Source organism: Duganella sp. sic0402, from assembly GCF_019219065.1.
Lineage (GTDB): Bacteria > Pseudomonadota > Gammaproteobacteria > Burkholderiales > Burkholderiaceae_D > Rugamonas.
In genome coordinates, this window is record NZ_JAHUWK010000006.1 from 78131 (window position 1) to 102205 (window position 24075).

The window sequence follows — 24075 nt, forward strand, 5'->3', positions numbered from 1 at the left end:
GCCGCATACGGGCGGCGATAGCGCGAATTTGTGGTGATTTTCTCGGCAACACGCCATATTTTGTCGTGAATTGCGTGCGAGTGATAATTATTTGGCACCAATTCCATGAGCGCGCCGTCCAGATTGGCATTTAGAATAGACGCATGATGACCACACTGGCAGGCATTGATTTCAGCGCTCCCTCGCATGAGGTGGCGCCGCAGCTGATAGGCGTGACCTTGCTGATTAACGGCGTGGGCGGCCGTATTGTCGAAACCGAGGCGTATGACCGTGAGGAGCCTGCCTCGCATTGCTACGGCGGCGAGACGCCGCGCAATTTTTCGATGTTCGGGCCGCCGGCGCGCAGCTATGTGTATCAGTCGCACGGCATCCACTGGTGCCTGAATTTTGTCTGTCGCGAACCGGGACACGGCGCCGGGGTGCTGATCCGCGCGCTGGAGCCGCTGGATGACGCCGAGGGGCTGGCGAAGATGTGCGCGCGGCGCGGCCTGGACGAGCCACGGCTGCTGTGTTCAGGGCCGGGCCGGCTGGGCCAGGCGCTGGGCGTGACGCGCGCGCTGAATGACCTGCCGCTGGCGCAGGCGCCGTTCGAGTTGCTGCCGCGTGAGCGCGAGGTGGTGGTATTAGCCGGTCCGCGCATCGGCATTTCCAAGGCGGTGGAGCTGCCGTGGCGCTTCGTCGAAGCCGGCTCGCGTTTTTTGAGCAAGCCCATGCGGCGCGTCTGAGCCGCCTTCCAGCTTGAATACCGATACCGCCTGCGACAGCTGGCCGGCCTGATGCTGCAAGCTGGCGGCGGCCGCAGCAGCCTGTTCGACCAGCGCGGCGTTCTGCTGCGTCACATCATCCATCTGCCCGACCGCCTGATTGACTTCGGCGATGCCTTGCGCCTGCTCGGCGCTGGCGCTGCTGATGCGGGCAATGATGTCGTTCACCTGCTGCACGGCGGCGACGATGCCGCCCATCCGCTCGCCGGCCTGCTGCACCGAGGCGCTGCCGCCGTCGATGGTGGCGACCGAGGCGGCAATCAGGCTCTTGATTTCCTTGGCGGCGGCGGCCGAGCGCTGCGCCAGTGTGCGCACTTCGGCGGCGACTACGGCGAAGCCGCGCCCCTGTTCGCCGGCGCGCGCTGCTTCCACGGCCGCGTTCAGCGCCAGGATGTTGGTCTGGAAGGAGAGGCCGTCGATGACGGCGATGATGTCGACGATTTGCCGCGCGCTGGCGCGGATCGAGGCCATGGTGCGTACCGCGTCCTGCATGGCCACGCCGCCGTGCTGCGCCAGGTCGCTGGCGCTGGCGGCCAGCTGGCAGGCCTGGCGCGCGTTGGCGGCGTTGGCTTGCACCGCCTGCGTCAGGCTGTTCATGGCGCTGGCGGTCTGCTCCAGCGAGCTGGCCTGGATTTCAGTGCGGCTGGACAGGTCGAGATTGCCGCTGGCGATTTCGCGCGCGGCGGTGTCGATCGAACGCACCGCGCCGAGGATGGTGCCGAGCGTGTGGGTGAGCTTGTGCAGGCTCTGGTCGAGCATGCGCGCGGTATCGGCGATTTCGTCGCGTCCCTGCGTGCCGCGTCCGCTGGCGAGGCGGCCGGCGGCCAGCGCAAGCACCACGTCGCCAATCGCGCGGATGTCGCGTAGCATGGCGCCGCGTACCGCCGTCGTCACGCCCACCGATAGCGCGATCGACAGCAGCACCATCGCCGCCATGCTGGTGTTGAGCGCGTGGAAGTCGGCCTGGGCTTGCGCGTGCGCCTGCTCGCTGAGCTGCTTTTCCAGCGCCGCCAGTTGCGCCAGTTGGCCGTTCAGCCGCAGGAATTGCTTTTCCGCGCCGGCCATGGCGTTGGTGGCGATGCTTTGGTCCATCTGCGCCATGTCCATGGTGTCGCGCACCGCCTGGCGGTAGGCGGACAGCGTTTGCAACGACTGTATGAGGATCTGGCGTTCGGCGGTCGGCGTGCCGGGCGCCTCGTCGAGCTGGCGCAGCAGCGTTTCGGTGTGGGCGTGGCGGCTACGGATGTCGCGCGCCAGCGCGTCCAGGCGCGGCTGGGCGAAGCTGCCGTTGACCCAGGCCAGCAGCTGGTAGATGTGGGCGTGGGCGTAGCGCGCTTCGCCGCTGGCATCGGCCGCCATCTTGAGGCGCGCGGCGCGCACTTGCACCAGGTTTTCCAGCGAGGCGTTCTGGCGCGCCATGCCAAGGCAGGCCGCGCCGGCGGTGGCGATCAGCAGCACCAGTACCAGCATTGGCGCGAGCAGCAGTTTGGGACCGATACGCAGTTTGTTGAGCATGATGTGCTCCGTTATTTTTTGTAGATGCCGGCTTCCAGCACGACATCACCGACACGCAGGATGTAGGTGGTCTTGGGTTCGATCTTGCCGGTGGCGGGATTTTTGTACTGGTAATCAACCCAGCCGCTGCCTTTGCGCGCAGCCAGATCGATGATCTCGCGGCGGTATTTTTTGCCGCTGGCGTCGGGGATGTCGGTCAGGTCCTTGCCGACGATGGACGGGTTGACCGGATGCGCCAGCACGATGCCGGTTTTGAGGTCGCGGATGTCGACGTACAGCGAGCCTTGCAGATACTCGGGATCGCGCGCGGCGATCTTGCGGATGAAGGCTTCCTGGCCGTTGGCCTTGATGAAGGCGGCGCCTTTCTCGGCCATGGCGATGGCATCTTTTTCAGTGGGATCGGCCGCCAGCGCAGGCAGGGTGATGATGGCGAAAGTGAGTGCAGCGAAGGTTTTCATGAACGTGCTCCTGGACGGTGAATGACCCGAGCAACTGTACGCCGGCGCACGTTTAATGAGTTGCGCTGGCGCAAGATCGGTTAATGCGGCGCGGCCTAGCATGGGGTTTTCTGACCACATAGGAAGCCGCGATGGATACGCCCAAATTCAAACCGTTCATACGACAGACCATTTCGCATTCGCGCCAATGGGAGTGGATAGCGCCGGACTTGCAGGAGGCGGTGCAGGTGGTGTCGCATGTGCTGCCGTTCCGCACCAACGAGTACGTGCTGGATCATTTGATCGACTGGAACAATGTGCCTGATGATCCAATCTACCGGCTAACCTTTCCACACCGCGACATGCTGGCGCCGGACGACTATGCGCGGCTGCGCGAGCTGGTGCTGGGCAAGGCCGATCAGCCGGCGCTGGCGGAGCTGGTGCGGCGTATCCGGCTGCGCATGAATCCCCATCCGGCTGGACAGATGACACACAATGTGCCGCGCGTAAACGACGCGCCGCTGAAGGGCTTGCAGCACAAGTACAAGGAGACGGTGCTGTTCTTTCCCAGCGCCGGCCAGACTTGCCACGCCTACTGTACTTTCTGCTTCCGCTGGCCGCAGTTTGTCGGCATGGACGATATGAAGTTCGACGCCAGGGAGTCGCACGAGCTGGCGGCCTATCTGCGGCAGCATCCGGAAGTGACCGATGTGCTGATTACCGGCGGCGATCCGCTGATCATGAATACCCGTTCGCTGGAGGCGTATATCGAGCCGCTGCTGGCGCCGGAGCTGGCGCATATCCAGAATATCCGCATCGGCACCAAGTCGGTGGCGTATTGGCCGCAGCGTTTTGTGTCGGACCGCGATGCGGACGATCTGCTGCGGCTGTTCGAGCGGGTGGTGGCAGCCGGGAAGAATATGGCCATCATGGGGCATTACAACCATGCGGTCGAGCTGCGCCAGCCGATTGCGCAGCAGGCGGTGAAGCGCATCGTCGGCACCGGCGCGACCTTGCGCATGCAGGGGCCGCTGATACGGCATATCAACGAGGACCCGGCGTCGTGGGCAGAGCTGTGGCAGACCGGTGTGCGGCTGGGGGCGATACCCTACTATATGTTTGTTGAACGGGATACCGGGCCGCGCGCGTATTTTCAGCTGCCGCTGGCGCGCGCGCATGAGGTTTTCCAGGCGGCGTATCAGATGGTGTCCGGCTTGTCGCGCACGGTGCGCGGGCCGTCGATGAGCGCGTTTCCGGGCAAGGTCGTGATCGACGGGATCGCCAATATCGGCGGCGAGAAGGTGTTTGCCTTGCAGCTCCTGCAGGCGCGCAAGGCGGACTGGGTGCGCAAGCCGTTTTATGCGAAGTTCGATCCGCAGGCGACCTGGATGGATGAGCTGAAGCCCGCCTTCGGGCGGGATAAATTCTTTTTCGAGGAGGAGGGCGGCAGCCGCAGCGAATTCGGTGCCGAAGCACCGGGCGCGCGCAAGGTGATTCCGCTGATGGCGGCGCGATGAGCTGCACCGCGCCGCCGCTGTCCGGGCCTTCCTTGCTGGCGCTGGTGTTCCTGCCGTTCGCGCTGGGGCACTTTCTGTCCGGGCTGATACGCACGGTGAATGCGACCTTGGCGCCGCAACTGGTGGCGGCGCTGGCGTTGACGCCGGGACAGCTTGGGCTGTTGACCAGTAGCTTCTTTCTGGCGTTTGCGCTGGCCCAACTGCCGGTCGGCGTTGCGCTGGACCGTTGGGGGCCGGCCAGGGTGCAGCTGCCGATGCTGCTGTTGGCCGCCGTGGGGGCGCTGGCGTTTGCAGGCGGGCAGACCTTTGCGCAATTGCTGGTGGCGCGGGCGCTGATCGGTCTTGGTCTGGGCGGCTGTTTCATGTCGGCATTGAAGGCGCTGTCAACGTGGATTGCACCAGCGCGGTTGCCATCGGTGCAGGGCTATCTGATCGCTGCGGGTGGATTGGGAGCTGCGGCGGCCACGCTGCCGGTGCGGCTGGCCTTGCACTACACCGACTGGCGCGGCCTGTTCCTGTGGCTGGCCGCCGCACTTGCGTTGGCCGGCGTGCTGATGCGCTGGCTGGCGCCAGCACAGCCGCCACTCGCAGCGCCGTCGCTGCCCACCTTGCCGCCGGCTGGCGTGCACAAGCGAGGCATGCTGGAAGCTATGCAGCTTGTGTATCGCTATCCTGCGTTCCGCGAGGTGGTGGGGCTGGTGCTGATACCGCACACAGTGTTTTTCGGCATACAAGGGCTGTGGATTGGCCGCTGGCTGAGCGATGTTGCGCGCTATCGCGAAGAGGCGGTGGTGTATCTGCTGTATCTCGGCATGGCGGCGCTGATCTTCGGCGCCATCGCGGTGGGCATGCTGACTGAATGGCTGGCGCGGCGCGGCGTGCGTCCGCTCAGCGTGGCGGCGGCCGGTGTGGCGCTGTTCATGCTGGTGCAAACAGGCTTTGTGTGCGACTGGCGGCCCAGCTATGCCTTGCTGTCGGTGCTGTTCACGCTGATCGGCACAGTGACCGGCATCGAGTACGCCATCGTCGCGCAAAGCCTGCCCGGCGCGCTGACCGGCCGCGCGGCCACCTGCCTGAATCTGCTGATCTTTGCCGGCGCGTTCGCCGTGCAGGCAGGTTTTGGCCTGATCGTCGGCTGCTGGCGGCCGGACCTGTCTGGGCATTATCCAGCGGCGGCCTATCAAGCGGCGTTTGGCGCACTGATACTGCTGCAGTTGCCGGGGCTGATCTGGTTTGTGCGGCGGCGCAGGCGCAATCCGGTAGAATGGGTTTCCCATCCGACCAGCCTTTAATGATGCGATGACCGAATCCGATAATGCCTTTGCCTCGCTGCCGCTGTCCTGGCGCGAATGGATCATGGAAAACCTGGCACGCGCCTGCAGCCCGCTGGATATGGCCAACAGCATGGTGCGGTCCGGCCAGTACGGCATGGCCACTGCGCGCGCGGCGATCGATGAAGCGCTGCTGCTGCGCGCCACCGGCGCCGGAGTTGGCGCTGCGTCTGCGGCCGCCCCGGCGCCGGTGGCGAGCGCGTTTTCCGCGCCGCGCGATATGCCGTTTATCGACACCAGCAGCAACCGCATCGCCGCACCGGACCGCGAGATCGATGTGCTGTTCGTGCTGAAGAAGCCGCAAGTGATCCTGCTCGGCAATGTGCTCAGCGACGAGGAGTGCGACGCCATCATCGAGCATTGCGGCACCCGCTACACGCGCTCCACCGTGACGGCGGAAGCCGATGGCGCCAGCGTGGTGCATGAGGGCCGCACTTCGGAGATGGCCTTCATCCAGCGCGGCGAAGCGGAAGTGGCGGAGCGCATTGACCGCCGGCTGGCCGCGATCGCGCACTGGTCGCCCGAATGCAGCGAGCCGTTCCAGCTGCAAAAATACGGCAAGATGCAGGAATACCGCCCGCATTACGATTGGCTGGACCCGGACAGTACCGGCCATCGCTCGCACCTGGCGCGCGGCGGCCAGCGGCTGGCAACGTTCGTGCTGTATCTGTGCGATGTGGAGCAGGGCGGCGGCACGGTGTTTCCCAATCTCGGACTGGAGGTGTTTCCGAAAAAGGGCAGCGCGCTGTGGTTCCTCAACACCGACAGCAATCACCAGCCGGACCCGCAAACACTGCACGGTGGCGCGCCGGTGGTCAGCGGTACCAAGATCATCGCCAACAAATGGCTGCGGCAGCAGCGCTACGGTTAAAATGCCGGGTGAATTTTTAACCGGGAGTGATGTATGAGATTAGTGCGCTATGGCCGTCCAGGCAAAGAGAAACCAGGCTTGATCGATGACGAAGGCAAGCTGCGCGACCTGTCCGGCGTGATCGGCGATATCGATGCGGCGGCGCTGGCGCCGAAGTCGCTGCGCAAGCTGGAGAAGATTGCGCATGCGTCGCTGCCGCTGGTGCGCGGCAATCCGCGCTTTGGCGTGCCGGTGGCGCGGGTTGGCAAGTTCCTGTGCATCGGCCTGAATTATTCGGACCATGCGGCGGAGGCAGGTATGCCGGAGCCGAAGGAGCCGATCATTTTCACCAAGGCGGTGTCCGCGCTGAATGGCCCGGATGATCCGATCATGCTGCCGCAAGGCTCCAGGAAGACTGACTGGGAAGTGGAGCTGGGCATCGTTATCGGTACGCGCGCGCAGTATGTCAGCGAGGCCGATGCGCACAAGTACATCGCCGGCTACACGGTGGTCAATGATGTGTCGGAGCGCGAGTATCAGCTGGAGCGCGGCGGTACATGGGACAAGGGCAAGGGTTGCGATACTTTCGGCCCGGTCGGCCCGTGGCTGGTGACAGCGGAGGATATCTACGATGTGCAGGATCTGGATTTGTATCTGGAACTGAACGGCAAGCGCATGCAGACCGGGAATACTTCCACCATGATTTTCACGGTGGCGCAGATTGTCAGCTATCTGTCGAAGTTCATGACGCTGGAGCCGGGCGATGTGATCGCTACCGGCACGCCGCCGGGCGTGGGCATGGGGCGCAAGCCGCAGCGTTTCCTGAAGAAGGGCGATACGCTGCGACTGGGGATCGCGGGTTTGGGCGAGCAGCAGCCGGAAGTCATCGCCTGGCATGCGCGCTAAACCCGCACGGCCAGCAGCTGCGGGGTCAGACGCCTCTTGCGGTGGCGGGATTCAGCGCCGCAGCGAGCGAGTCCGCTAACCGGCTTACGATTTCCCCCAGTTCTGCTTCAGTGGTGATAAACGGCGGCGCCAGCAGGATATGGTCGCCGTAGCGGCCGTCGATGGTGCCGCCCATCGGATAGATCAGCAGGCCGCGCGCCATGGCCGCCTGTTTCACCTTCGCGTGCAGCTGCTGTTCGGGATCGAACGGCGCTTTGCTGGCACGGTCGGCCACCAGTTCCAATCCTATCAATAGCCCTCGGCCACGGATGTCGCCGACATGCGGATGTTCGCCTAGCACCTCCCGCAGCATATGGCGTAGCGCTACGCCGCGTGCGGTGACGGCGCCCAGCAGATTGTCGCGCTGTATAAGCTGCTGCACTGCCAGCGCGGCGGCGGCGGCGACCGGATGACCGCCATAGGTATGGCCGTGCTGGAAAGCGCCGCTGCCGTCGCGCAAGCGCTGCACGATGGGCCCGCGCGCCAGCACCGCGCCGATCGGCTGGTAACCGGCGCCCAGGCCTTTGCCCAGCACCACCAGGTCGGGCAGCACGCCTTCCTGCTCAAACGCGTAGAGCGTGCCGGTGCGGCCCATGCCGCACATGACTTCATCGAGTATCAGCAGCAGGCCATACTGGTCGCACAGCTTGCGCACGCCGCGAAAGTAGCCGGGCGTGGGCGGCACCGCGCCGGCGGTGGCGCCCACCACGGTTTCCGCGACAAAGCCGATTACCCGCTGCGGGCCGGCGGCAACGATGGCCTGCTCCAGCTCGCGCAGCAGCGCGGCGGTGTAGTCGTCCGTGCTCTGGCCGCTGGCGCGGTCGCGGTATGCATAGCAGGGGGCGACGCGCGGCACTTCCATCAGCAGCGGTGCGAACGGCTGGCGCCGCCATGCGTTGCCGCCCACCGCCAGCGCGCCCAGCGTGTTGCCGTGGTAGCTCTGGCGGCGTGCGATGAATACGCTGCGCTGCGGCTGGCCGGCTTCCAGCCAGTATTGGCGCGCCAGCTTGAGCGCCGTTTCCATCGCCTCCGAACCGCCTGAGACGAGGTAGACCTGATCGAGGTCGCCGGGTGCGTCGGCGGCCAGGCGCGCGGCCAGTTGTTCGGCGGCGTCGCTGGTGAAGAAGCTGGTGTGGGCGTAGGCGTTGCGGTCGATCTGCGCGTGCATCGCGGCCAGCACGTCGGGATGGGCGTGGCCCAGCGACGAGACGGCCGCGCCGCCGCTGGCGTCCAGGTAGCTGCGGCCGGCCTGGTCGGTGATGCGGATGCCAGCGGCGTGGACCGCTACCGGTGGCGGGTGGCGCAGGTCGCGGTGGATGAGGTGGCTCATGGCGTCCTTTCGTGGTGATGTCAGCTGACGATAGCCGTGATTTGCGGGGCGCTTATTGATGTATGCCATGATGCGTTCTTTGGGAGCGACTATGGACGATCGTTTGGGACCGATTCCGTTTGCCGGGATGAGCGCGGCGCAGCAGGTCGCGGCGCAGGCGGTGATTGATGGGCCGCGCGGCGCGCTGTACGGGCCGTTCGTGCCGCTGATACGCTCGCCGGAGCTGATGTCGGCGGCGCAGCGCATGGGCGAGTATCTGCGCTACCGCAGCGCGATCGGCACGCGGCTGACCGAGCTGGCGATACTGGTGACGGCGCGGCAGTGGAGCCAGCAGGTCGAATGGGCGATCCATGCGCCGATCGCGCGCGAGTACGGGATTGCGGAGGAGGCGATTGCTGCCATCGCGGCGCGCCAGCGGCCCACGCGGCTGCTGGAAGATGAGGCGCTGGTGTACGAGTTTTGCGTGCAGCTGCAGCAGCTACAGCGGGTGGATGATGCGACTTACGCGGCGGCGCTGGCGGCGTTCGGCGAGCAGGGCGTGGTCGATCTGATGGGCATCAACGGTTACTACACGTTTCTGGCGATGGTGATGAATGCGGCGCGGACGCCCGCGCCTGCATCCAGCGCCGCGCCGCTACCGGAGTAAGCATGGGTTTAGCGCAGTATTTTGAAGCGTTGAAGGCGGCCCTGCCGGCCGATGGCCCGGGTTTCAGTGCAGCGGTGCTGCGCGATGGCGAGGTGGCGTTTGCGTTGCATCACGGGCTGGCGCCGCTGGGCATCGCGCGCAGCGGCTTCGACGAGGACCGCGCCACAGTGCTGCCGGGGCGTGTCTGCAGTTACGAGGCGGATACGGCGCGGCCGGGCGGCTACCAGCAGCATCTGGGGAATGCGAACACGGTGGGCGATGGCGGCTTGTATGCCAGCGTGCGCGAGTTGCTGCTGTGGGAGCGCGCGTGGCATCAGCAGTGGGATCAGCCGGACAGCCTGCTGCGGGCGCTGCTGCAGGCTTCGCCGCTGAATGACGGCGTAGCGCCGAGCTATCGTTTCGGGCTGGAGTGGCTGCAGCGGCACGGGCAGGATGTGGTGTTCCACGGCGGCTGCCTGTGGGGCTTCAACACCATGCTGCTGCGCTTGCCGCAGCAGCGGCTGTCGATTATCCAGCTGTCCCATACCAGGGCCGTGGAGCCGGACTGGCAACAGCTGGTGGATGCGGCGCTGGCTTAAAGGATCTTCTTCAGCCAGGCGCTGATGTGCTGCACTTCTTCCGGGCAGACCGAGTGCTGCATGGCGTATTCATGCCATTCGACCTGGTAGCCCCAGCCGGTCAGCAGGTCGCGCGAGGCGGTGGCGCGGGCGAGCGGGATCACCGGGTCCATGCGGCCGTGCACCAGGAAGATCGGGGTCTGCTTGCTTTCCGGCGTGTGTTCCTCGGCGGCCTTGGCGGCGATCGGCACGTAGCCAGACAGGCACATCAGGCCGGCCAGCGGCACTTTCTGGCGCAAGCCGGTTTGCAAGGTCATCGCGCAGCCTTGCGAGAAGCCGGCCAGGATGATGCGCTCATTCGGGATGCCGCGTGCGTTTTCACGGGCGATCAGCGCTTCCACTTTGAGCTGCGAGGCGCGCAGGCCGGCTTCGTCTTCCTGGCGGCCCAGGTCGGTCACGGCGATGTCGTACCAGGCGCGCATCACGTAGCCGCCGTTGATGGTGACCGGCATGGTCTCGGCGTTGGGGAAGATGAAGCGGATAGCCGGCAGGCCGGCCAGGTCCAGCTCCGGCACCAGCGGCACGAAGTCGTTGGCGTCGGCGCCCAGGCCGTGCATCCAGATGATGGCGACGCTCGGGTTGGCGCCGGTTTCTTTTTCGATGGTTTGCAACAATTGGCTCATGCTTGTCCTTGGGCAGGGCGAATGGCGGATTTGGGCCGGAAGGCCTTGCACACGGCCGGGTCGGTTTCCATGTAAGGGCCGCCGATCAGGTCGATGCAGTAGGGGACGGCAGCAAAGATGCCGCCCACCAGCGTGGCGCCATCGGCGTCTTTCAGGCCGCCCAGCGTTTCAGCGATGGCTTTCGGCTGGCCCGGCAGGTTGAGGATCAGCGCCGCGTGGTCGGCGGTTTCGCGGATCACGGCGGTCTGGCGCGACAGGATCGCGGTCGGCACGAAGTGCAGGCTGATCTGGCGCATCTGTTCGCCGAAACCGGGCATTTCCTTGCTGCCGACTGCCTTGGTGGCTTCCGGCGTGACGTCGCGGCGCGACGGGCCGGTGCCGCCGGTGGTCAGGATCAGGTGGCAGCGGGCCACGTCGGCCAGTTCGGTCAGCGTGGCTTCGATTTGCGGCTGTTCGTCGGCGATCAGCCGGGTTTCGACGCGGAACGGCGTGGTCAGCGCGCGCGCCAGCCAGTCTTGCAGCGCCGGCAGGCCCTGGTCCTGGTAGACGCCGCCGCTGGCGCGGTCGGAGATCGACACCAGGCCGATCAGCAACGTGGCGTTACTCGTCATCTGCTTCGCTGTCGGCGTCTGCTTCGGTATCGTCAGCGCCGGCCGCCTTGCGCTTGTCGGCATCCAGCTGCTTGAGGATCTGGAAGATTTCGCGGTAGGCTTTAGGCGGCTTGTTCTCGGCCTGTTCCTTGCGGGCGTTGCGGATCAGCGTGCGCAGGTGCTGCACGTCCAGCTCCGGGTGGTCGGACAGCAGCGAAGTCAGCGCGTTGTCGTCGGTCAGCAGTTTTTCGCGGCGGCGTTCCAGTGCGTGCATGGCCGAGGTTTCAGCCTTGGAAGCGCCTTTCCAGCTGTCGATGGCTTTCTGGATGGCGGCCACTTCGGTCTCGTCCAGGGTGCGCATTTTCTTGCCGACAAACTGCATCTGGCGGCGACGGCCCTCGTGATTGGTGATTTTCTGGCATTCGAGGATGGCTTCCAGCACATCTTCCGGCATCGGCACTTTCTTGACGCGGTCGCGCGGTGCCTCTACCAGGGCCTCGCCGAGCTTTTGCAGGGCGTTGGATTGGCGCTTGGCTTCGGATTTGGATGGGCGCTCGTATTCGTCTTCGAATTCGGCCGAGCTGAAACCGACGCCGCCGGTGCTGCGGTTGGGATTTACCATAATATTAACTTTCCTGCGGGCGCTAGGCCGCGCCCTTAAACTGTAAACGACTGCTATGATAACTGTTTTAGCGGCCACTCGAAGAAAACAGCCCATGAGCGATACCCATTTTACCCATACCCAGGACCAGTTGAAGCAGCTCGCACGCGATGTGCTGGGCTATGCGAAAGCCCAGGGCGGCAGCGATTGCGCCGTCGAAATCAGCGAGGGCAGCGGCCTGTCGGTGTCGGTGCGCAAGAGCCAGATCGAAACCATCGAGCAGAATAAAGACAAGGGCATGGGTGTGACCGTGTTCATCGGCCAGCGGCGCGGCAATGCATCGACCTCGGATTTTTCGGCCGCCGCGCTGAAGGCAACCGTCGAGGCGGCCTACAATATCGCGCGCTTTACCTCGGACGATGATTGCGCCGGGCTGGCCGATGAAGATCAGCTGGAGCTGAATCCTCGCGACCTGCAACTGTTCTACCCATGGGATATCTCGACCGCTGATGCGGTGGCGCTGGCGCAGCGCGCCGAGGCGGCCGCGTTTGCCGTCGATCCGCGCGTGACCAATTCGGAAGGCGCCGGCGTGCATGTGCAGCAGTCGCATTTTGTGGCGGCCAATTCGCGCGGCTTCATCGGCGGCTATCCATATTCGCGGCATACGCTGTCGGTGGCGCCGATCGCCGGCAAGGGCAAGCATATGCAGCGCGACGACTGGTATTCGTCGGTGCGCGATGCGGCCAAGATGTCGCCCCCGGAAGCGATCGGCCGCTATGCTGCTGAGCGTGCGCTGGCGCGTCTGCATGCGCGTTCGATCGATACCCGCACTTGCCCGGTGCTGTTCGAGGCGCCGCTGGCAGCTGGCCTGCTGGGCGCGTTCGTGCAGGCGACCTCGGGTGGAGCGCTGTACCGTAAGTCGACCTTTTTGCTGGACTCGCTGGGCAAGCAGGTGTTGCCCAAGCATGTGCAGATTCACGAAGATCCGCACGTCATCGGCGGCGTGGGGTCGGCGCCGTTTGACGAAGAGGGCGTGCGCACCGTCAAGCGCGATGTGGTCAAGGATGGCGTGGTGCAGGGCTATTTCCTGTCGACCTATTCGGCGCGCAAGCTGGGCATGAAGACCACCGGCAATGCCGGCGGTTCGCATAATCTGGCGCTGACCTCGACGCTGACCACGGCGGCCGACGATTTCGCCGGCATGCTGCGCAAGATGGGCACCGGCCTGCTGGTGACCGAGCTGATGGGACAGGGCACCAATTATGTGACCGGCGATTATTCGCGCGGCGCGGCGGGTTACTGGGTCGAGAATGGCGTGATCCAGTATCCGGTCGAGGAGATCACCATCGCCGGCAATATGAAGGATATGCTGGCGCAGATCGTTGCGGTCGGCAATGATGTGCTGGTGCGCGGCACCAAGCAGACCGGCTCCATCCTGATCGAGAATATGGTGGTGGCCGGCGCCTGAGCCCGCTTTAGTCGGTGCTGCGGCGCGCGCTGGCGGCGGTTGATGCCGCATACTGCGGCAGCCCACGTGCTTGGTGTGGTGATTTTTCCTTCGGCCATCAATAAGTCGCCTTCCACCTGCGCCATGTAGCAATGGCCGCGGTGGATGATGCGCAACCGCGTGCCGTGCGGCAGAAACAAATCCTTCCATTGATAGCCGCGATCGGTCGGCTGGCCGTATTCGCGCATCATCCATTCCCGCAACGCGATCAGCACGATTTCCTCCTGCGAGCGCAGGTCTTCGCGCTTGCGCATCTGAAAATATAGCCCCATATATACAGGGTGGGTTGTATCTATGCTGATTGCCTATTTTCGCCTATTTCTGCCTGCGGATTGCCTACATTTGTAACAGTTAGACACTGCGCCCTAGAGGGAAGTTCCACAAATGGCGCTGAAAAAAATAGGCATCCGATAGGCAGAAATAGGCCGAAATAGGCAGTGACTGTGGAGGGCAAACCCTATGGGTATGTCCTCCACCATAGCCGGTTGCAGCGCGGGCTGCGGGCCGGCCTTCGCCCTGCGGGGCCGCAGGGCGGTGGTGCTGTTTACTGTTGCGCCAGCAGCGATTGCAGCACGGGCTGCAGGATCGCCTTGCCCAGCTCGGCGCTGCGGGCGCCGTTCCAGCCGACTTCCGGATCCGGATCGTTGGCATTGTCCTTGAACGGCATTTCCAAGGTCAGCGACAGGCAGCCGAAGGCGTGGGTGATGTGCGGCGAACCCATGGTCAGCGTTTCATCGGTGTACGGCGTTTCGCCGTAGCCGTATTCGTCCTGGAAGTCCGGGCTGGCGATCAGGAAATTATCGATGAAGTACTGCTGCGCTTCCACCTGATCGGCGGTAAAGGTCGGCAGCGACTCGCTGCCGGCCACGAACACATATGGCAAGCCTTCGTCGCCATGGATATCCAGGCACAGGTCGACGCCGATTTCGTGCATCTTCTGTTTGACCAGGAACACTTCCGGGCTGCGCTCCATGGTCGGGTTCAGCCATTCGCGATTCAGGTTGGCGCCGGCGGCGTTGGTGCGCAGATTGCCGCGTACCGAGCCGTCCGGATTCATATTCGGCACCACGTAGAACACGGCTTCGTTCAGGCACTGGCGGCCGAACGGATTGGCCGGGTCCAGCAGCGCTTCGACGAAGCCTTCGACAAACCATTCCGCCATGGTTTCGCCAGGGTGCTGGCGAGCGATGACCCAGACTTTCTGCTCCGCTTCCGGATCGCCAATGACCAGCATATTCAGGTCGCGGCCATCGATGGTACTGCCCAGATCAACCAGCTTGACCAGCGGCGACAGCTGGGCGTTGTCCAGCAGCGCCAGGTGGCGTTCCCACGAATACGGCTCGAAGTAGGCGTAGTAGACGCTGTCGTGCTCGGGCGTGTGGTTGATGGTCATGGTCTTGCCATCATAGGTGGTCGGCACACGGAACCAGCTGTCGCGGTCGTAGCTGGCGACGGCCTGGTAGTCTTTCCAGCCGTCCGGATAGGCGGCGCTGCCGGCGTTGAGGAAATTCATGCTCAGCGGCGTACCCTGCGCACCCTGCACGCGGTAGTAAAACCACTGCACGATGTCAGCGTGGGAATCTTTGCGGATGTTCAGGTCGATGGCGGCCGGATCATCGGCGCGAACCACCTCGATGGCGCCGGCGTCGAACTGCTGGCTGATTTTGATAGGCATAGCGGAATCCTGGTGAATTCTATGGAAATAGTGGGCCGCGCTTGTGGCGCAGAGCCGACATGATACAGGCTAGTCCATGGATACGCCCGGATTTCCGCCTCGCGCCGCCAGGCGCGGTGCTTGTTGCGTGTCAGGCCAGGCCGCCGAAACGGTCGAAGAAGGCAGCTTCGGCGGCGGGAGCAGCGGCGTCTTCGCGGCGCAGGGCGGTGTCGATGTGCTGCTCGGCGGCGCTGTAGACCAGCAGGTAGATACGCCGCGCCAGCTCGTAGGCCAGCGTGCCCGGCCATGGCGTCGGCAGCAGCTCCACCGGCAGTTGCGGATCGTGCAGCTGCACGCGGCGGTAGGCGTGGATCAGCAGGGTGCGCACCACGAAGGCTTTTTCCGGCGACAGCGGTTGTTCGCAGGCCTGGCCATCCGCGCCGACCGGCAAACCGTCGGCCGCGTCGGCGGTGGCTTGCAGCGCCGCCAGCAGCGGCTCGAACTGGGCGATGAACTTGCTGTAGCCGTCGGCCACCGCAGCCATATCCCAGCCCTGCGCCACCAGCTCGCTGAGCGGACGTGCGCTGACCTGGCGCATCGCTTTGCCCTGCACCACGAACAGCTTGCCGGCCACGCCCAGCCGCGTCAGCAGCTCGTCCAGCGCCGGACCGTCGGCGGCCGGATGGCCCATGATGCCGGGCGCGATCAGGCTATAGCCCTCCCACAGCAATTCCTTGCGCAGCGCCGCCCGCTCAGCCGCAGTCAGTGTGCCGTCGCCGCTGAGCACCAGCGTCCAGCTGCCGTCCCAATGCACATTCGGCGGCGCGTAGATGCGCCGGTAGGCGTGCACGAAGCGCGCCATGGCGTCCGGCGTGATCGCATACGAGGAGCGGCGGCCGTCGCGCTGCGCCCCCAGCCAGCCTTCCTGCGCCAGCCGGAATACCGAAGTCCGCAGCAGCCGGTCGTTGACGCCGAACGGCGCCAGCAACTCGATCAGGCTGCCCAGCCAGACCATGCCGCCATGCGGCACGATGGCGTCGCCAAAAATGGTCACCACCAGCGATTTCGAGCGTGGCGGGTCACTGGCCAGGAATCCGGCTATCCAGTCGTTGCAATTCATAGGCGTCTTATTAAGCTGTACATGGAAACCCTAGTTTACTTGCCTGCGCGCCAGGCGCAGCAAAAAATTAACGCGATGCATGATTTTAATATGAGTCAAAAAAAACGTAGCTAAATTAAAATACGTATCGTAATATATGGAAAACGAGGAGACAGCCATGTATGCACAACTGGTGGAGACCGGTCTCAAGCAAGTTCGCACGGCCGATGACATGAGCGCCGACGAGCAGGCCTTCCAGGCCCGCATCGACGCCGGCGTCAAGATCGAGGCCAAGGACTGGATGCCCGAGGCCTACCGCAAGACGCTGATACGCCAGATCTCGCAGCACGCGCATTCGGAGATCGTCGGCCAGCTGCCGGAGGGCAACTGGGTGACGCGCGCACCTACGCTGAAACGCAAATCCATCCTGATGGCCAAGATCCAGGACGAGGCCGGCCATGGCCTGTACCTGTACAGCGCCGCCGAAACGCTGGGCGTGTCGCGCGACGAGCTGCTACAGGCGCTGCACAGCGGCAAAGCCAAATACTCCAGCATCTTCAACTACCCGACCTTGAGCTGGGCCGATATGGGCGCCATCGGCTGGCTGGTGGACGGCTCGGCCATCATCAACCAGATCCCGCTGTGCCGCTGCTCCTACGGCCCGTATGCGCGCGCCATGATCCGCGTGTGCAAGGAAGAATCGTTCCACGCGCGCCAGGGCTACGACATCATGCTGTCGCTGGCGCGCGGCACGCCCGAGCAGAAGGCGATGGCGCAGGATGCACTGAACCGCTGGTGGTGGCCGTCGCTGATGATGTTTGGCCCGTCGGATGCGGAATCGGTCAACAGCGCGCAATCGGCGCAGTGGCGCATCAAGCTGTTCTCCAACGACGAGCTGCGCCAGCGCATGGTCGACCAGAGCGTGCCACAGGCCGAATTTCTCGGTCTGACTGTGCCCGATCCCGACCTGAAATGGAACGCTGACAGCGGCCATTACGAATTCGGCGCCATCGGCTGGAGCGAATTCCATAACGTCCTGAAGGGCAATGGCCCGTGCAACCGCGAGCGCCTGCAAACCCGCGTCAAGGCCTGGGACGACGGCGAGTGGTTCCGCGACGCGCTGGTCGCCCACGCCGACAAACAAGCCGCACGCGCCGCATAAGGAGACAAGCATGAGCAAAGAATGGCCATTGTGGGAAATCTTCATCCGCAGCCAGCACGGACTGGCGCACAAGCATGTCGGCAGCCTGCATGCGCCGGACGCCGAAATGGCGGTCAACAACGCGCGCGACGTCTACACACGGCGCAATGAAGGCGTCAGCATCTGGGTGGTGCGCGCGGCCGATATCGTCGCCAGCAGCCCGGCCGACAAGGGCGCGCTGTTCGAGCCGTCTAACAGCAAGGTGTATCGCCATCCGACCTTCTTCCCGATGCCGGAAGAAGTCAAGAACCTGTAAGGCACGGCCATGGACAACAAGGTAAACTACTTGCTGCGGCTGGGCGACAACGCACTGATCCTCAGCCAGCAGCTGTCGCAATGGTGCGGTAAAGGCCCGGCGCTGGAAGAGGACATGGCGCTGACCAATGTGGCGCTGGACCTGCTGGGCCAGACGCGCCTGTGGTACGAGTATGCGGCCGAGCTGGAAGGTGCTGGCCGCGACGAGGACAAGCTGGCCTATCTGCGCGACGCGCATGACTTCAAAAACTGTCTACTGCTGGAACAGCCGAACGGCAATTACGCCGACACCCTAGTGCGCCAGTTCTACTTCGACACCTGGCACTACTTCCTGATCGACGGCCTGACGCGCAGCAGCGACGCGCGCATCGCCGCCATCGCCGAGAAGTCGCTGAAGGAAGTCACCTACCACCTGCGCCGCAGCGGCGACCTGATGGTGCGGCTGGGCGACGGCACGGAATTCAGCCGTGCCCGTACACAGGCAGCGGTGGACGCGCTGTGGATGTACAGCGGCGAAGTATTCGCCTACGACGCGGTGGACGAGGCCATGGTCGCTGCCGGCGTTGCACCGGCCGCCGCCGAACTGCGCACGCAATGGCTGGCCCACGTTGCCGAGATCTTGGCCGAAGCCACGCTAACCATGCCGCCGGCCGACGCTTGGATGCAGAAGGGCGGCAAGCAAGGCCGCCACAGCGAGCACCTGGGCTACATCCTGGCCGAGATGCAGTTCCTGCAGCGCGCCTATCCCGGCGCGGTCTGGTAAGTGCGAGGCAGCCATGACAGCCGCCGCTATCACCGCCATCGCCCCGGCGACAGCCGGGGGCTACGCTGAGCAAATCTGGGCCTGGCTCGGCGAAGTCCCCGACCCCGAAATCCCAGTCATCAGCATCGTTGACCTGGGCATCGTGCGCGGCGTCCACGTGGCTGCCGACGGTGCGTGCGACATCACCATCACACCCACTTACTCCGGCTGCCCGGCAATGCAAGTCATCGCCGACGCCATCACCGCAGCGCTGCACGCGCACGGCGTTGCGCAAGTACGGCTGCACAATCAGATCTCACCTGCCTGGACCACCGACTGGATGAGCGCCGCCGGCAAGGCCGCGCTGACCGGCTACGGTATCGCACCGCCGGTGCAGCAGGTGATCGACATCAGCGGCCTGCGGGCCAGTGCCCGAGCCGCCATCTCGCGCCGCGCACAGCCCGCGCTGACGGTCGCCTGCCCGCGCTGCGGTTCGCGGCACACCGACATCACCAGCCAGTTCGGCTCCACACCCTGCAAAGCGCTCTACAAATGCCTGGATTGCCGCGAACCGTTCGACTACTTCAAGTGCCACTAAACGCCATGAGCAAATTCCATCCGCTGACCATCGCCCACGTGCGCAACGAAACCCGCGACACCATCGCCGTCACCTTCGCCGTACCGGCCGAGCTGCGGGACAGCTTCCAGTACCAGCAAGGGCAGCATCTGACCCTACGCGCGCGGATCGGCGACGAAGACGTGCGCCGCTCCTACTCAATCTGCTCGGCGGTGCAGGACGGCGCACTGCGCGTCGCCATCAAGCGCACCCAGGGCGGACTGTTCTCCTGCTGGGCCAACGACACGCTGCAAGCCGGCCACACCCTCGAAGTGATGCCGCCGATGGGCCACTTCAACGTACCGCTGAACGCGGCCAACCACAAGCACTACCTGGCCTTCGCCGCCGGCAGCGGCATTACGCCCATCCTGTCGATCATCAAAACCACGCTGGCGGCCGAGCCACGCAGCAGCTTCACACTCTTCTACGGCAACCGCGCCTCGTCATCGGTGATCTTCAAGGAAGAACTGGCGGACCTGAAAGACATCTACCTGGACCGTCTGAAAATCACCTATGTCATGAGCCGCGAGCAGCAGGACATCGAACTGTTCAACGGCCGCATCACCAAAGACAAGGCGGCGCAATTCCTGCAGCACTGGGTGCGGGTGGAAGACATCGACACCGCCTTCATTTGCGGCCCGGAAGACATGATGCTGGGCGTCTCCGAAGCATTGCAGGAAGCCGGCATGCCGAAGACCGCCATCAAGGCTGAACTGTTCGCCGCCAGCATTCCCAAGCACACGCATCAGCCGCGCGCCGCGACCGCCGCCAGCGCTGCGCACCAGCAGACCGAAGTCACCGTCATCATGGACGGCAACGCCACCAGCTTCAGCATGGAACAGGACAAGGAATCGCTGCTCGACGCCGGCCTGCGCGCGGGGCTGGACATGCGCTATTCATGCAAAGGCGGCGTGTGCTCGACCTGCCGCTGCAAAGTCATCGAGGGCAAGGTTGACATGGACGTCAACTACGCGCTGGAAGACTACGAAATCGCACGCGGCTATGTGTTGAGCTGCCAGAGCTTCCCCACCACCGCCAAAGTCGTCATCGACTTCGACCAGGCCGAATAACAACGGAGACCCTATGGACTACCAGAACATCCTGTTCGACATCAGCGGCGGCATCGCCACGCTGACGCTCAACCGTCCGGATAAGCTGAACAGCTTCACGCAGGCCATGCACGAAGAAGTGCGCCACGCCTTGAAGCGTGCCGCTGCCGCAGCCGCCGAAGGCAGCGCGCGCGTGCTGGTGTTGACGGGCGCGGGGCGTGGCTTTTGCGCAGGCCAGGACTTGAGCGACCGCGCAGTGGAGCCGGGCGCCAAAGCTGTCGATCTGGGCGACTCGGTGGAAAAGAACTACGCGCCGCTGGTGCAGGCGCTGCGCGCATTGCCGCTGCCGGTGATCGGCGCCATTAATGGCGTCGCCGCCGGCGCTGGCGCCAACATCGCGCTGGCCTGCGACATCGTGCTGGCCACGCGCTCGGCCAGCTTTGTCGAAGTGTTCTGCAAACTCGGCCTGATCCCCGACACCGGCGGCACCTACTTCCTGCCACGCCTGATCGGCAGCGCACGCGCCATGGGCCTGGCCATGCTGGGCGAAAAACTCAGCGCTGACAAGGCCGAGGCCTGGGGCCTGATCTGGAAAGCCATCCCCGACGACGAATTCGCCGCTGAAGTGCAGACGATGGCGCGTCACTTCGCCAGTGCGCCGACCAAGGGACTGGCCTTCACCAAGCAAGCCTTGCACGCCAGCGCCCACAACAGTCTGCAACAGCAGCTGGCGCTGGAATGCGGCATGATGAGCGAACTGGGACGCAGCGACGATTACCGCGAAGGCGTGGCCGCCTTCATGGAAAAGCGCGCGCCACAGTTCAAGGGGCGCTGACATGGCGGCCCTCGACACAAGCCGCATGGTGGCGGTCATCGGCAGCGGCGCCATGGGCGCGGGCATCGCGCAGGTGGCGGCTGTGGCCGGCTACACGGTACGGCTATACGACACGCGCGCCGATGCGGTGGCCAAGGCCATCTCCGACATCGCCGCCGCGCTGAACAAGCTGGTTGCCAAAGCGCGCATGGACGCGGTGGACTGCGCCGCCGCCATCGCCCGCCTGCAAGCCGCCGTCATCCCGGCCGATGTGGCCGGCGCCGGGCTGGTGGTGGAAGCGATTGTGGAAGACCTGGACGCCAAGCGTAGCCTGTTCGCACAGTTGGAAGCCATCGTCAGCGATGACTGTATTTTGGCGACCAACACCTCGTCGATTTCCGTCACCGCGATTGCTGCGGGCCTGCGCTTGCCGGACCGGCTGGTGGGCATGCACTTCTTCAATCCGGTGCCGCTGATGGCCTTGTGCGAAGTAGTCAGCGGCCTGGCCACCGACGCTGTGGCCGCGCAGACCGTGTATGACACCGCCGCCGCGTGGGGCAAGCATCCGGTGCACGCCAGCTCGACGCCGGGCTTCATCGTCAACCGCGTGGCGCGGCCGTTCTACGCGGAGGCCTGGCGCCTGCTGCACGAACAGGCCGCCGATGCAGCCACCATTGACGCAGTGATGCGCGAGGCTGGCGGCTTCCGCATGGGACCATGCGAGTTGATGGACCTGATCGGGCATGACGTCAACTTCGCCGTCACGCAATCCGTATTCAACGCCTACTTCGGCGACCCTCGGTTTACGCCATCGGTGCTGCAACGCGAAATGGTGAGCGCTGGCTTTTTGGGCCGCAAGGCGGGGCGCGGTTTCTATCGGTATGGCGATGGCGCGGTCTTGCCGCAAGCACAAGCCGAGGCGCCACAGCCGAAGCCGGAATACGTCAGCTACACCATCGAGCAGGGAGCCGCTTCGCATGCTGTGGGCGGCGCGGCGGCGGATGCGCTGGCGGCGCGTTTGCGCGCGGCGGGCATCGCCATCTCGCATCGGACCACGCCGGAGACTATCCGTCACGCTGTCCCGCATGACGATGCGCCAGCCTTCCATTGCAATGGCGCCGCCATCTACCTGACCGACGGCCGCAGCGCCACCCAGCGTGCGCGCGACAACAATCATCCGGACACGGTGTTGTTCGATCTCGCGCTGGACTATGGCACGGCCACACGTATCGCCATCGCCGGCGCTGATCAGTGCTCGCCGGCGGCTTATGACGCCGTGGTTGGACTGCTGCAAGCGGCAGGCATGGTGGTCACGCGACTGGACGACGTACCCGGCATGGCGGTCATGCGTACGGTCGCCATGCTGGCCAACGAGGCGGCGGATGCGGTGAACCAGGGCGTATGCAGCGCCGCCGCTGCGGATGCAGCGATGCAGAAAGGCGTCAACTACCCGCGCGGGCCGCTGGCCTGGGCGGAAGCGGTCGGCATCGAGCATATTGTGCGCGTGCTGGCCAACCTTGCCGCCAGCTATGGCGAAGAACGCTATCGCGTCTCGCCGCTGCTGCGCCGCAAGCAGGCGAGCGGAGGGCGCTTCCATGAATAAGCTGAACGACGCAGGCGTCGCTGTTGCCCCCCAGGCGCTGGCGGAGGCCGTGGGGTCGGCGATGTATGCGCGCGATCCGGCTTCGCAATCACTGGGCATGACGCTGGACGCCATCGCACCAGGCCAGGCGCGGATGTCGATGCCGGTGCGCGCCGACATGCTGAACGGCCACCAGACCTGCCACGGCGGCTTCATCTTCGCGCTGGCCGACAGCGCCTTCGCGTTCGCCTGCAACAGCCATAATCTGGTCACCGTGGGCGCCGGTTGCACCATCGACTATCTATCGCCCGGCCGCGAAGGCGACGTACTGACCGCCATCGCCGCTGAACAAACGCTGACCGGTAAAACCGGCATCTACGACGTTACTGTCCGCAATCAGGACGGCCGCACAATTGCCCTGTTTCGCGGCAAATCGCACCGCATCAGCGGCGAAGTCATATAAGGAGACAATCGATGGTCCAACGCATGCCCGAGCCATCTGACCTGGAGCCGATAGAGCGCGCCAGCCGCGACGAATTGCAAGCGCTGCAACTGCAACGCATGCAATGGTCGCTGCGCCACGCCTACGATAACGTGCCGCACTACCGCGCCGCCTTCGATGCGGCCGGCGTGCATCCGGACGATCTGCGCACGCTGGCCGACCTGGCGCGCTTCCCCTTCACCACCAAGAAGGAGCTGCGCGACAACTACCCGTTCGGCCTGTTCGCCGTGCCGCAGGACCGCGTGGTGCGCGTGCATGCGTCGAGCGGCACCACCGGCAAGCCAACCGTGGTCGGCTACACCCAGAACGACATCGACACCTGGGCGCATGTGGTGGCGCGTTCGATCCGCGCCGCCGGCGGCCGGCGTGGCGACATGGTGCACATCTCCTACGGCTATGGCCTGTTCACCGGCGGCCTGGGCGCGCATTATGGCGCCGAGCGGCTTGGCTGCACAGTGGTGCCGATGTCCGGCGGGCAGACGGAAAAGCAGGTGCAGCTTATTCAGGATTTCAAGCCATCGATCATTATGGTCACGCCGTCCTATATGCTTAACATCATCGAGGAGTTCCAACGCCAGGGACTGGACCCGGCCGCCAGCTCGCTCAAGGTCGGCATCTTCGGGGCCGAGCCATGGACTGACGCCATGCGCGTGGAAATCCAGCAGCGCGCCGGTATCGACGCGGTCGATATCTACGGCCTGTCCGAAGTGATGGGCCCCGGCGTCGCCAGCGAATGCATCGAAAGCAAAGACGGTCCGGTCATCTGGGAAGACCATTTCTACCCCGAGATCATCGACCCGGAAACCGGCGAAGTGCTGCCGGACGGCGAGGAGGGCGAACTGGTATTCACCTCGCTCAGCAAGGAAGCGCTGCCGATCATCCGCTACCGCACGCGTGACCTGACGCGCCTGCTGCCGCCGACTTCGCGCAGCATGCGCCGCATCGGGAAAATTACCGGTCGCTCGGATGACATGCTGATCATCCGTGGCGTCAACGTGTTCCCCACGCAGATCGAAGAACTGATTTGCAATATGCCCAAACTGTCGCCGCAATATCAGCTGGTGATCACACGCGACGGCCATCTCGATCAGCTGGAGGTGCTGGCCGAGCTGCGGCCGGAGGTGGCCGCCAGCGAGAGCGAAGCACTGGCGCTTGAACTGACACAGCGCATCAAGACCAATGTCGGCGTCAGCACCAGAGTCACGCTGCTGCCGCCGAACGGCATCGAACGCACGCTGACCGGCAAGGCGCGCCGCGTGATCGACAAGCGCCCGAAAAACTAAAGGAG

Annotated in this window: 25 protein-coding genes; 17 read left to right on the forward strand and 8 right to left on the reverse strand. The window is 64.6% G+C overall.

Features of this window, described 5'->3' with window-relative positions; genetic code table 11:
• The first annotated feature begins 143 nt into the window (after positions 1-143).
• Positions 144-725, forward strand: coding sequence for a DNA-3-methyladenine glycosylase (locus KW842_RS15965; protein WP_218305101.1), 582 nt, complete (start codon positions 144-146; stop codon positions 723-725).
• Here KW842_RS15965 and KW842_RS15970 read toward each other — a convergent pair.
• Together KW842_RS15970 and KW842_RS15975 are read right to left on the reverse strand one after the other, a co-directional pair.
• Positions 624-2279, reverse strand: a complete 1656-nt coding sequence (locus KW842_RS15970) for a methyl-accepting chemotaxis protein (RefSeq protein WP_218305102.1) — start codon at positions 2277-2279, stop codon at positions 624-626. The genes KW842_RS15965 and KW842_RS15970 overlap by 102 nt on opposite strands.
• 11 nt (positions 2280-2290) lie before the next feature.
• Positions 2291-2737 (reverse strand): cache domain-containing protein, encoded by a 447-nt coding sequence (locus KW842_RS15975; RefSeq protein ID WP_218305103.1) that lies wholly within the window; start codon positions 2735-2737, stop codon positions 2291-2293.
• Positions 2738-2868: 131 nt separating this feature from the next.
• Here KW842_RS15975 and KW842_RS15980 point away from each other — a divergent pair, with 131 nt between their 5' ends.
• From KW842_RS15980 to KW842_RS15995, 4 genes are read left to right on the forward strand one after another with little or no spacing between them, the layout of a single operon-like run.
• Complete coding sequence (locus KW842_RS15980; protein WP_218305104.1) at positions 2869-4233, forward strand: KamA family radical SAM protein; 1365 nt, start codon at positions 2869-2871, stop codon at positions 4231-4233.
• Positions 4230-5525, forward strand: coding sequence for an MFS transporter (locus KW842_RS15985; protein WP_218305105.1), 1296 nt, complete (start codon positions 4230-4232; stop codon positions 5523-5525). Before KW842_RS15980 ends, KW842_RS15985 begins: the two co-directional genes overlap by 4 nt.
• 7 nt (positions 5526-5532) lie before the next feature.
• The gene (locus KW842_RS15990; RefSeq protein ID WP_229223727.1) at positions 5533-6435 is read left to right on the forward strand and encodes a 2OG-Fe(II) oxygenase; all 903 of its coding nucleotides are present in this window, start codon (positions 5533-5535) and stop codon (positions 6433-6435) included.
• 33 nt (positions 6436-6468) lie between these two features.
• Positions 6469-7320 carry a fumarylacetoacetate hydrolase family protein gene (locus tag KW842_RS15995; RefSeq protein ID WP_218305106.1) on the forward strand — a complete coding sequence of 284 codons (852 nt, stop codon included), beginning with the start codon at positions 6469-6471 and terminating at the stop codon, positions 7318-7320.
• A 25-nt stretch (positions 7321-7345) separates the two neighbouring features.
• Here the strand turns inward: KW842_RS15995 and KW842_RS16000 are convergent, their stop codons facing one another.
• Positions 7346-8689 (reverse strand): aspartate aminotransferase family protein, encoded by a 1344-nt coding sequence (locus KW842_RS16000; RefSeq protein ID WP_218305107.1) that lies wholly within the window; start codon positions 8687-8689, stop codon positions 7346-7348.
• Positions 8690-8780: 91 nt separating this feature from the next.
• Between KW842_RS16000 and KW842_RS16005 the strand changes: the two genes are divergently transcribed.
• Together KW842_RS16005 and KW842_RS16010 are read left to right on the forward strand one after the other, a co-directional pair.
• Entirely contained in the window at positions 8781-9335 is a 555-nt protein-coding gene (locus KW842_RS16005) for a carboxymuconolactone decarboxylase family protein (RefSeq protein WP_218305108.1), read from the forward strand.
• Between the two features lie 2 nt (positions 9336-9337).
• On the forward strand, positions 9338-9913 hold the full coding sequence (locus KW842_RS16010) for a serine hydrolase (protein ID WP_218305109.1): 576 nt from the start codon (positions 9338-9340) through the stop codon (positions 9911-9913).
• On the opposite strand, the gene KW842_RS16015 is transcribed toward KW842_RS16010, so the two are convergent.
• From KW842_RS16015 to yjgA, 3 genes are read right to left on the reverse strand one after another with little or no spacing between them, the layout of a single operon-like run.
• A complete protein-coding gene (locus tag KW842_RS16015; protein WP_218305110.1) occupies positions 9910-10575 on the reverse strand; it encodes an alpha/beta hydrolase in 666 nt (221 codons plus the stop codon). The genes KW842_RS16010 and KW842_RS16015 overlap by 4 nt on opposite strands.
• Positions 10572-11186, reverse strand: a complete 615-nt coding sequence (gene mog, locus KW842_RS16020; RefSeq protein ID WP_218305111.1) for a molybdopterin adenylyltransferase — start codon at positions 11184-11186, stop codon at positions 10572-10574. Before mog ends, KW842_RS16015 begins: the two co-directional genes overlap by 4 nt.
• Entirely contained in the window at positions 11176-11787 is a 612-nt protein-coding gene (gene yjgA, locus KW842_RS16025; protein ID WP_218305112.1) for a ribosome biogenesis factor YjgA, read from the reverse strand. Before yjgA ends, mog begins: the two co-directional genes overlap by 11 nt.
• Positions 11788-11881: 94 nt before the next feature.
• Between yjgA and pmbA the strand changes: the two genes are divergently transcribed.
• The gene (pmbA, locus tag KW842_RS16030) at positions 11882-13234 is read left to right on the forward strand and encodes a metalloprotease PmbA (RefSeq protein ID WP_218305113.1); all 1353 of its coding nucleotides are present in this window, start codon (positions 11882-11884) and stop codon (positions 13232-13234) included.
• 583 nt (positions 13235-13817) lie between these two features.
• Here the strand turns inward: pmbA and KW842_RS16035 are convergent.
• Both KW842_RS16035 and paaX read right to left on the reverse strand, forming a co-directional pair.
• On the reverse strand, positions 13818-14948 hold the full coding sequence (locus KW842_RS16035) for a M14-type cytosolic carboxypeptidase (protein WP_218305114.1): 1131 nt from the start codon (positions 14946-14948) through the stop codon (positions 13818-13820).
• Between the two features lie 130 nt (positions 14949-15078).
• Entirely contained in the window at positions 15079-16047 is a 969-nt protein-coding gene (paaX, locus tag KW842_RS16040) for a phenylacetic acid degradation operon negative regulatory protein PaaX (RefSeq protein WP_218305115.1), read from the reverse strand.
• A gap of 157 nt (positions 16048-16204) precedes the next feature.
• Between paaX and paaA the strand changes: the two genes are divergently transcribed.
• From paaA to paaK, 9 genes are read left to right on the forward strand one after another with little or no spacing between them, the layout of a single operon-like run.
• The gene (gene paaA / locus KW842_RS16045) at positions 16205-17188 is read left to right on the forward strand and encodes a 1,2-phenylacetyl-CoA epoxidase subunit PaaA (protein WP_218305116.1); all 984 of its coding nucleotides are present in this window, start codon (positions 16205-16207) and stop codon (positions 17186-17188) included.
• A 10-nt stretch (positions 17189-17198) separates the two neighbouring features.
• Positions 17199-17483 (forward strand): 1,2-phenylacetyl-CoA epoxidase subunit PaaB, encoded by a 285-nt coding sequence (gene paaB, locus KW842_RS16050; RefSeq protein ID WP_092276067.1) that lies wholly within the window; start codon positions 17199-17201, stop codon positions 17481-17483.
• A 9-nt stretch (positions 17484-17492) separates the two neighbouring features.
• Positions 17493-18245: a 1,2-phenylacetyl-CoA epoxidase subunit PaaC gene (gene paaC / locus KW842_RS16055; protein ID WP_218305117.1), complete on the forward strand. Its 753-nt coding sequence runs from the start codon at positions 17493-17495 to the stop codon at positions 18243-18245.
• A gap of 13 nt (positions 18246-18258) precedes the next feature.
• A complete protein-coding gene (gene paaD, locus KW842_RS16060) occupies positions 18259-18822 on the forward strand; it encodes a 1,2-phenylacetyl-CoA epoxidase subunit PaaD (RefSeq protein WP_218305118.1) in 564 nt (187 codons plus the stop codon).
• Positions 18823-18827: 5 nt separating this feature from the next.
• Entirely contained in the window at positions 18828-19910 is a 1083-nt protein-coding gene (gene paaE, locus KW842_RS16065; protein ID WP_218305119.1) for a 1,2-phenylacetyl-CoA epoxidase subunit PaaE, read from the forward strand.
• A 13-nt stretch (positions 19911-19923) separates the two neighbouring features.
• Positions 19924-20724 carry a 2-(1,2-epoxy-1,2-dihydrophenyl)acetyl-CoA isomerase PaaG gene (gene paaG / locus KW842_RS16070; RefSeq protein ID WP_218305120.1) on the forward strand — a complete coding sequence of 267 codons (801 nt, stop codon included), beginning with the start codon at positions 19924-19926 and terminating at the stop codon, positions 20722-20724.
• Position 20725: 1 nt separating this feature from the next.
• Complete coding sequence (gene paaH / locus KW842_RS16075; protein WP_218305121.1) at positions 20726-22306, forward strand: 3-hydroxyacyl-CoA dehydrogenase PaaH; 1581 nt, start codon at positions 20726-20728, stop codon at positions 22304-22306.
• Positions 22299-22748, forward strand: a complete 450-nt coding sequence (paaI, locus tag KW842_RS16080; RefSeq protein ID WP_218305122.1) for a hydroxyphenylacetyl-CoA thioesterase PaaI — start codon at positions 22299-22301, stop codon at positions 22746-22748. Before paaH ends, paaI begins: the two co-directional genes overlap by 8 nt.
• An 11-nt stretch (positions 22749-22759) precedes the next feature.
• Positions 22760-24070, forward strand: coding sequence for a phenylacetate--CoA ligase PaaK (gene paaK / locus KW842_RS16085; RefSeq protein ID WP_218305123.1), 1311 nt, complete (start codon positions 22760-22762; stop codon positions 24068-24070).
• Positions 24071-24075 lie beyond the last annotated feature (5 nt).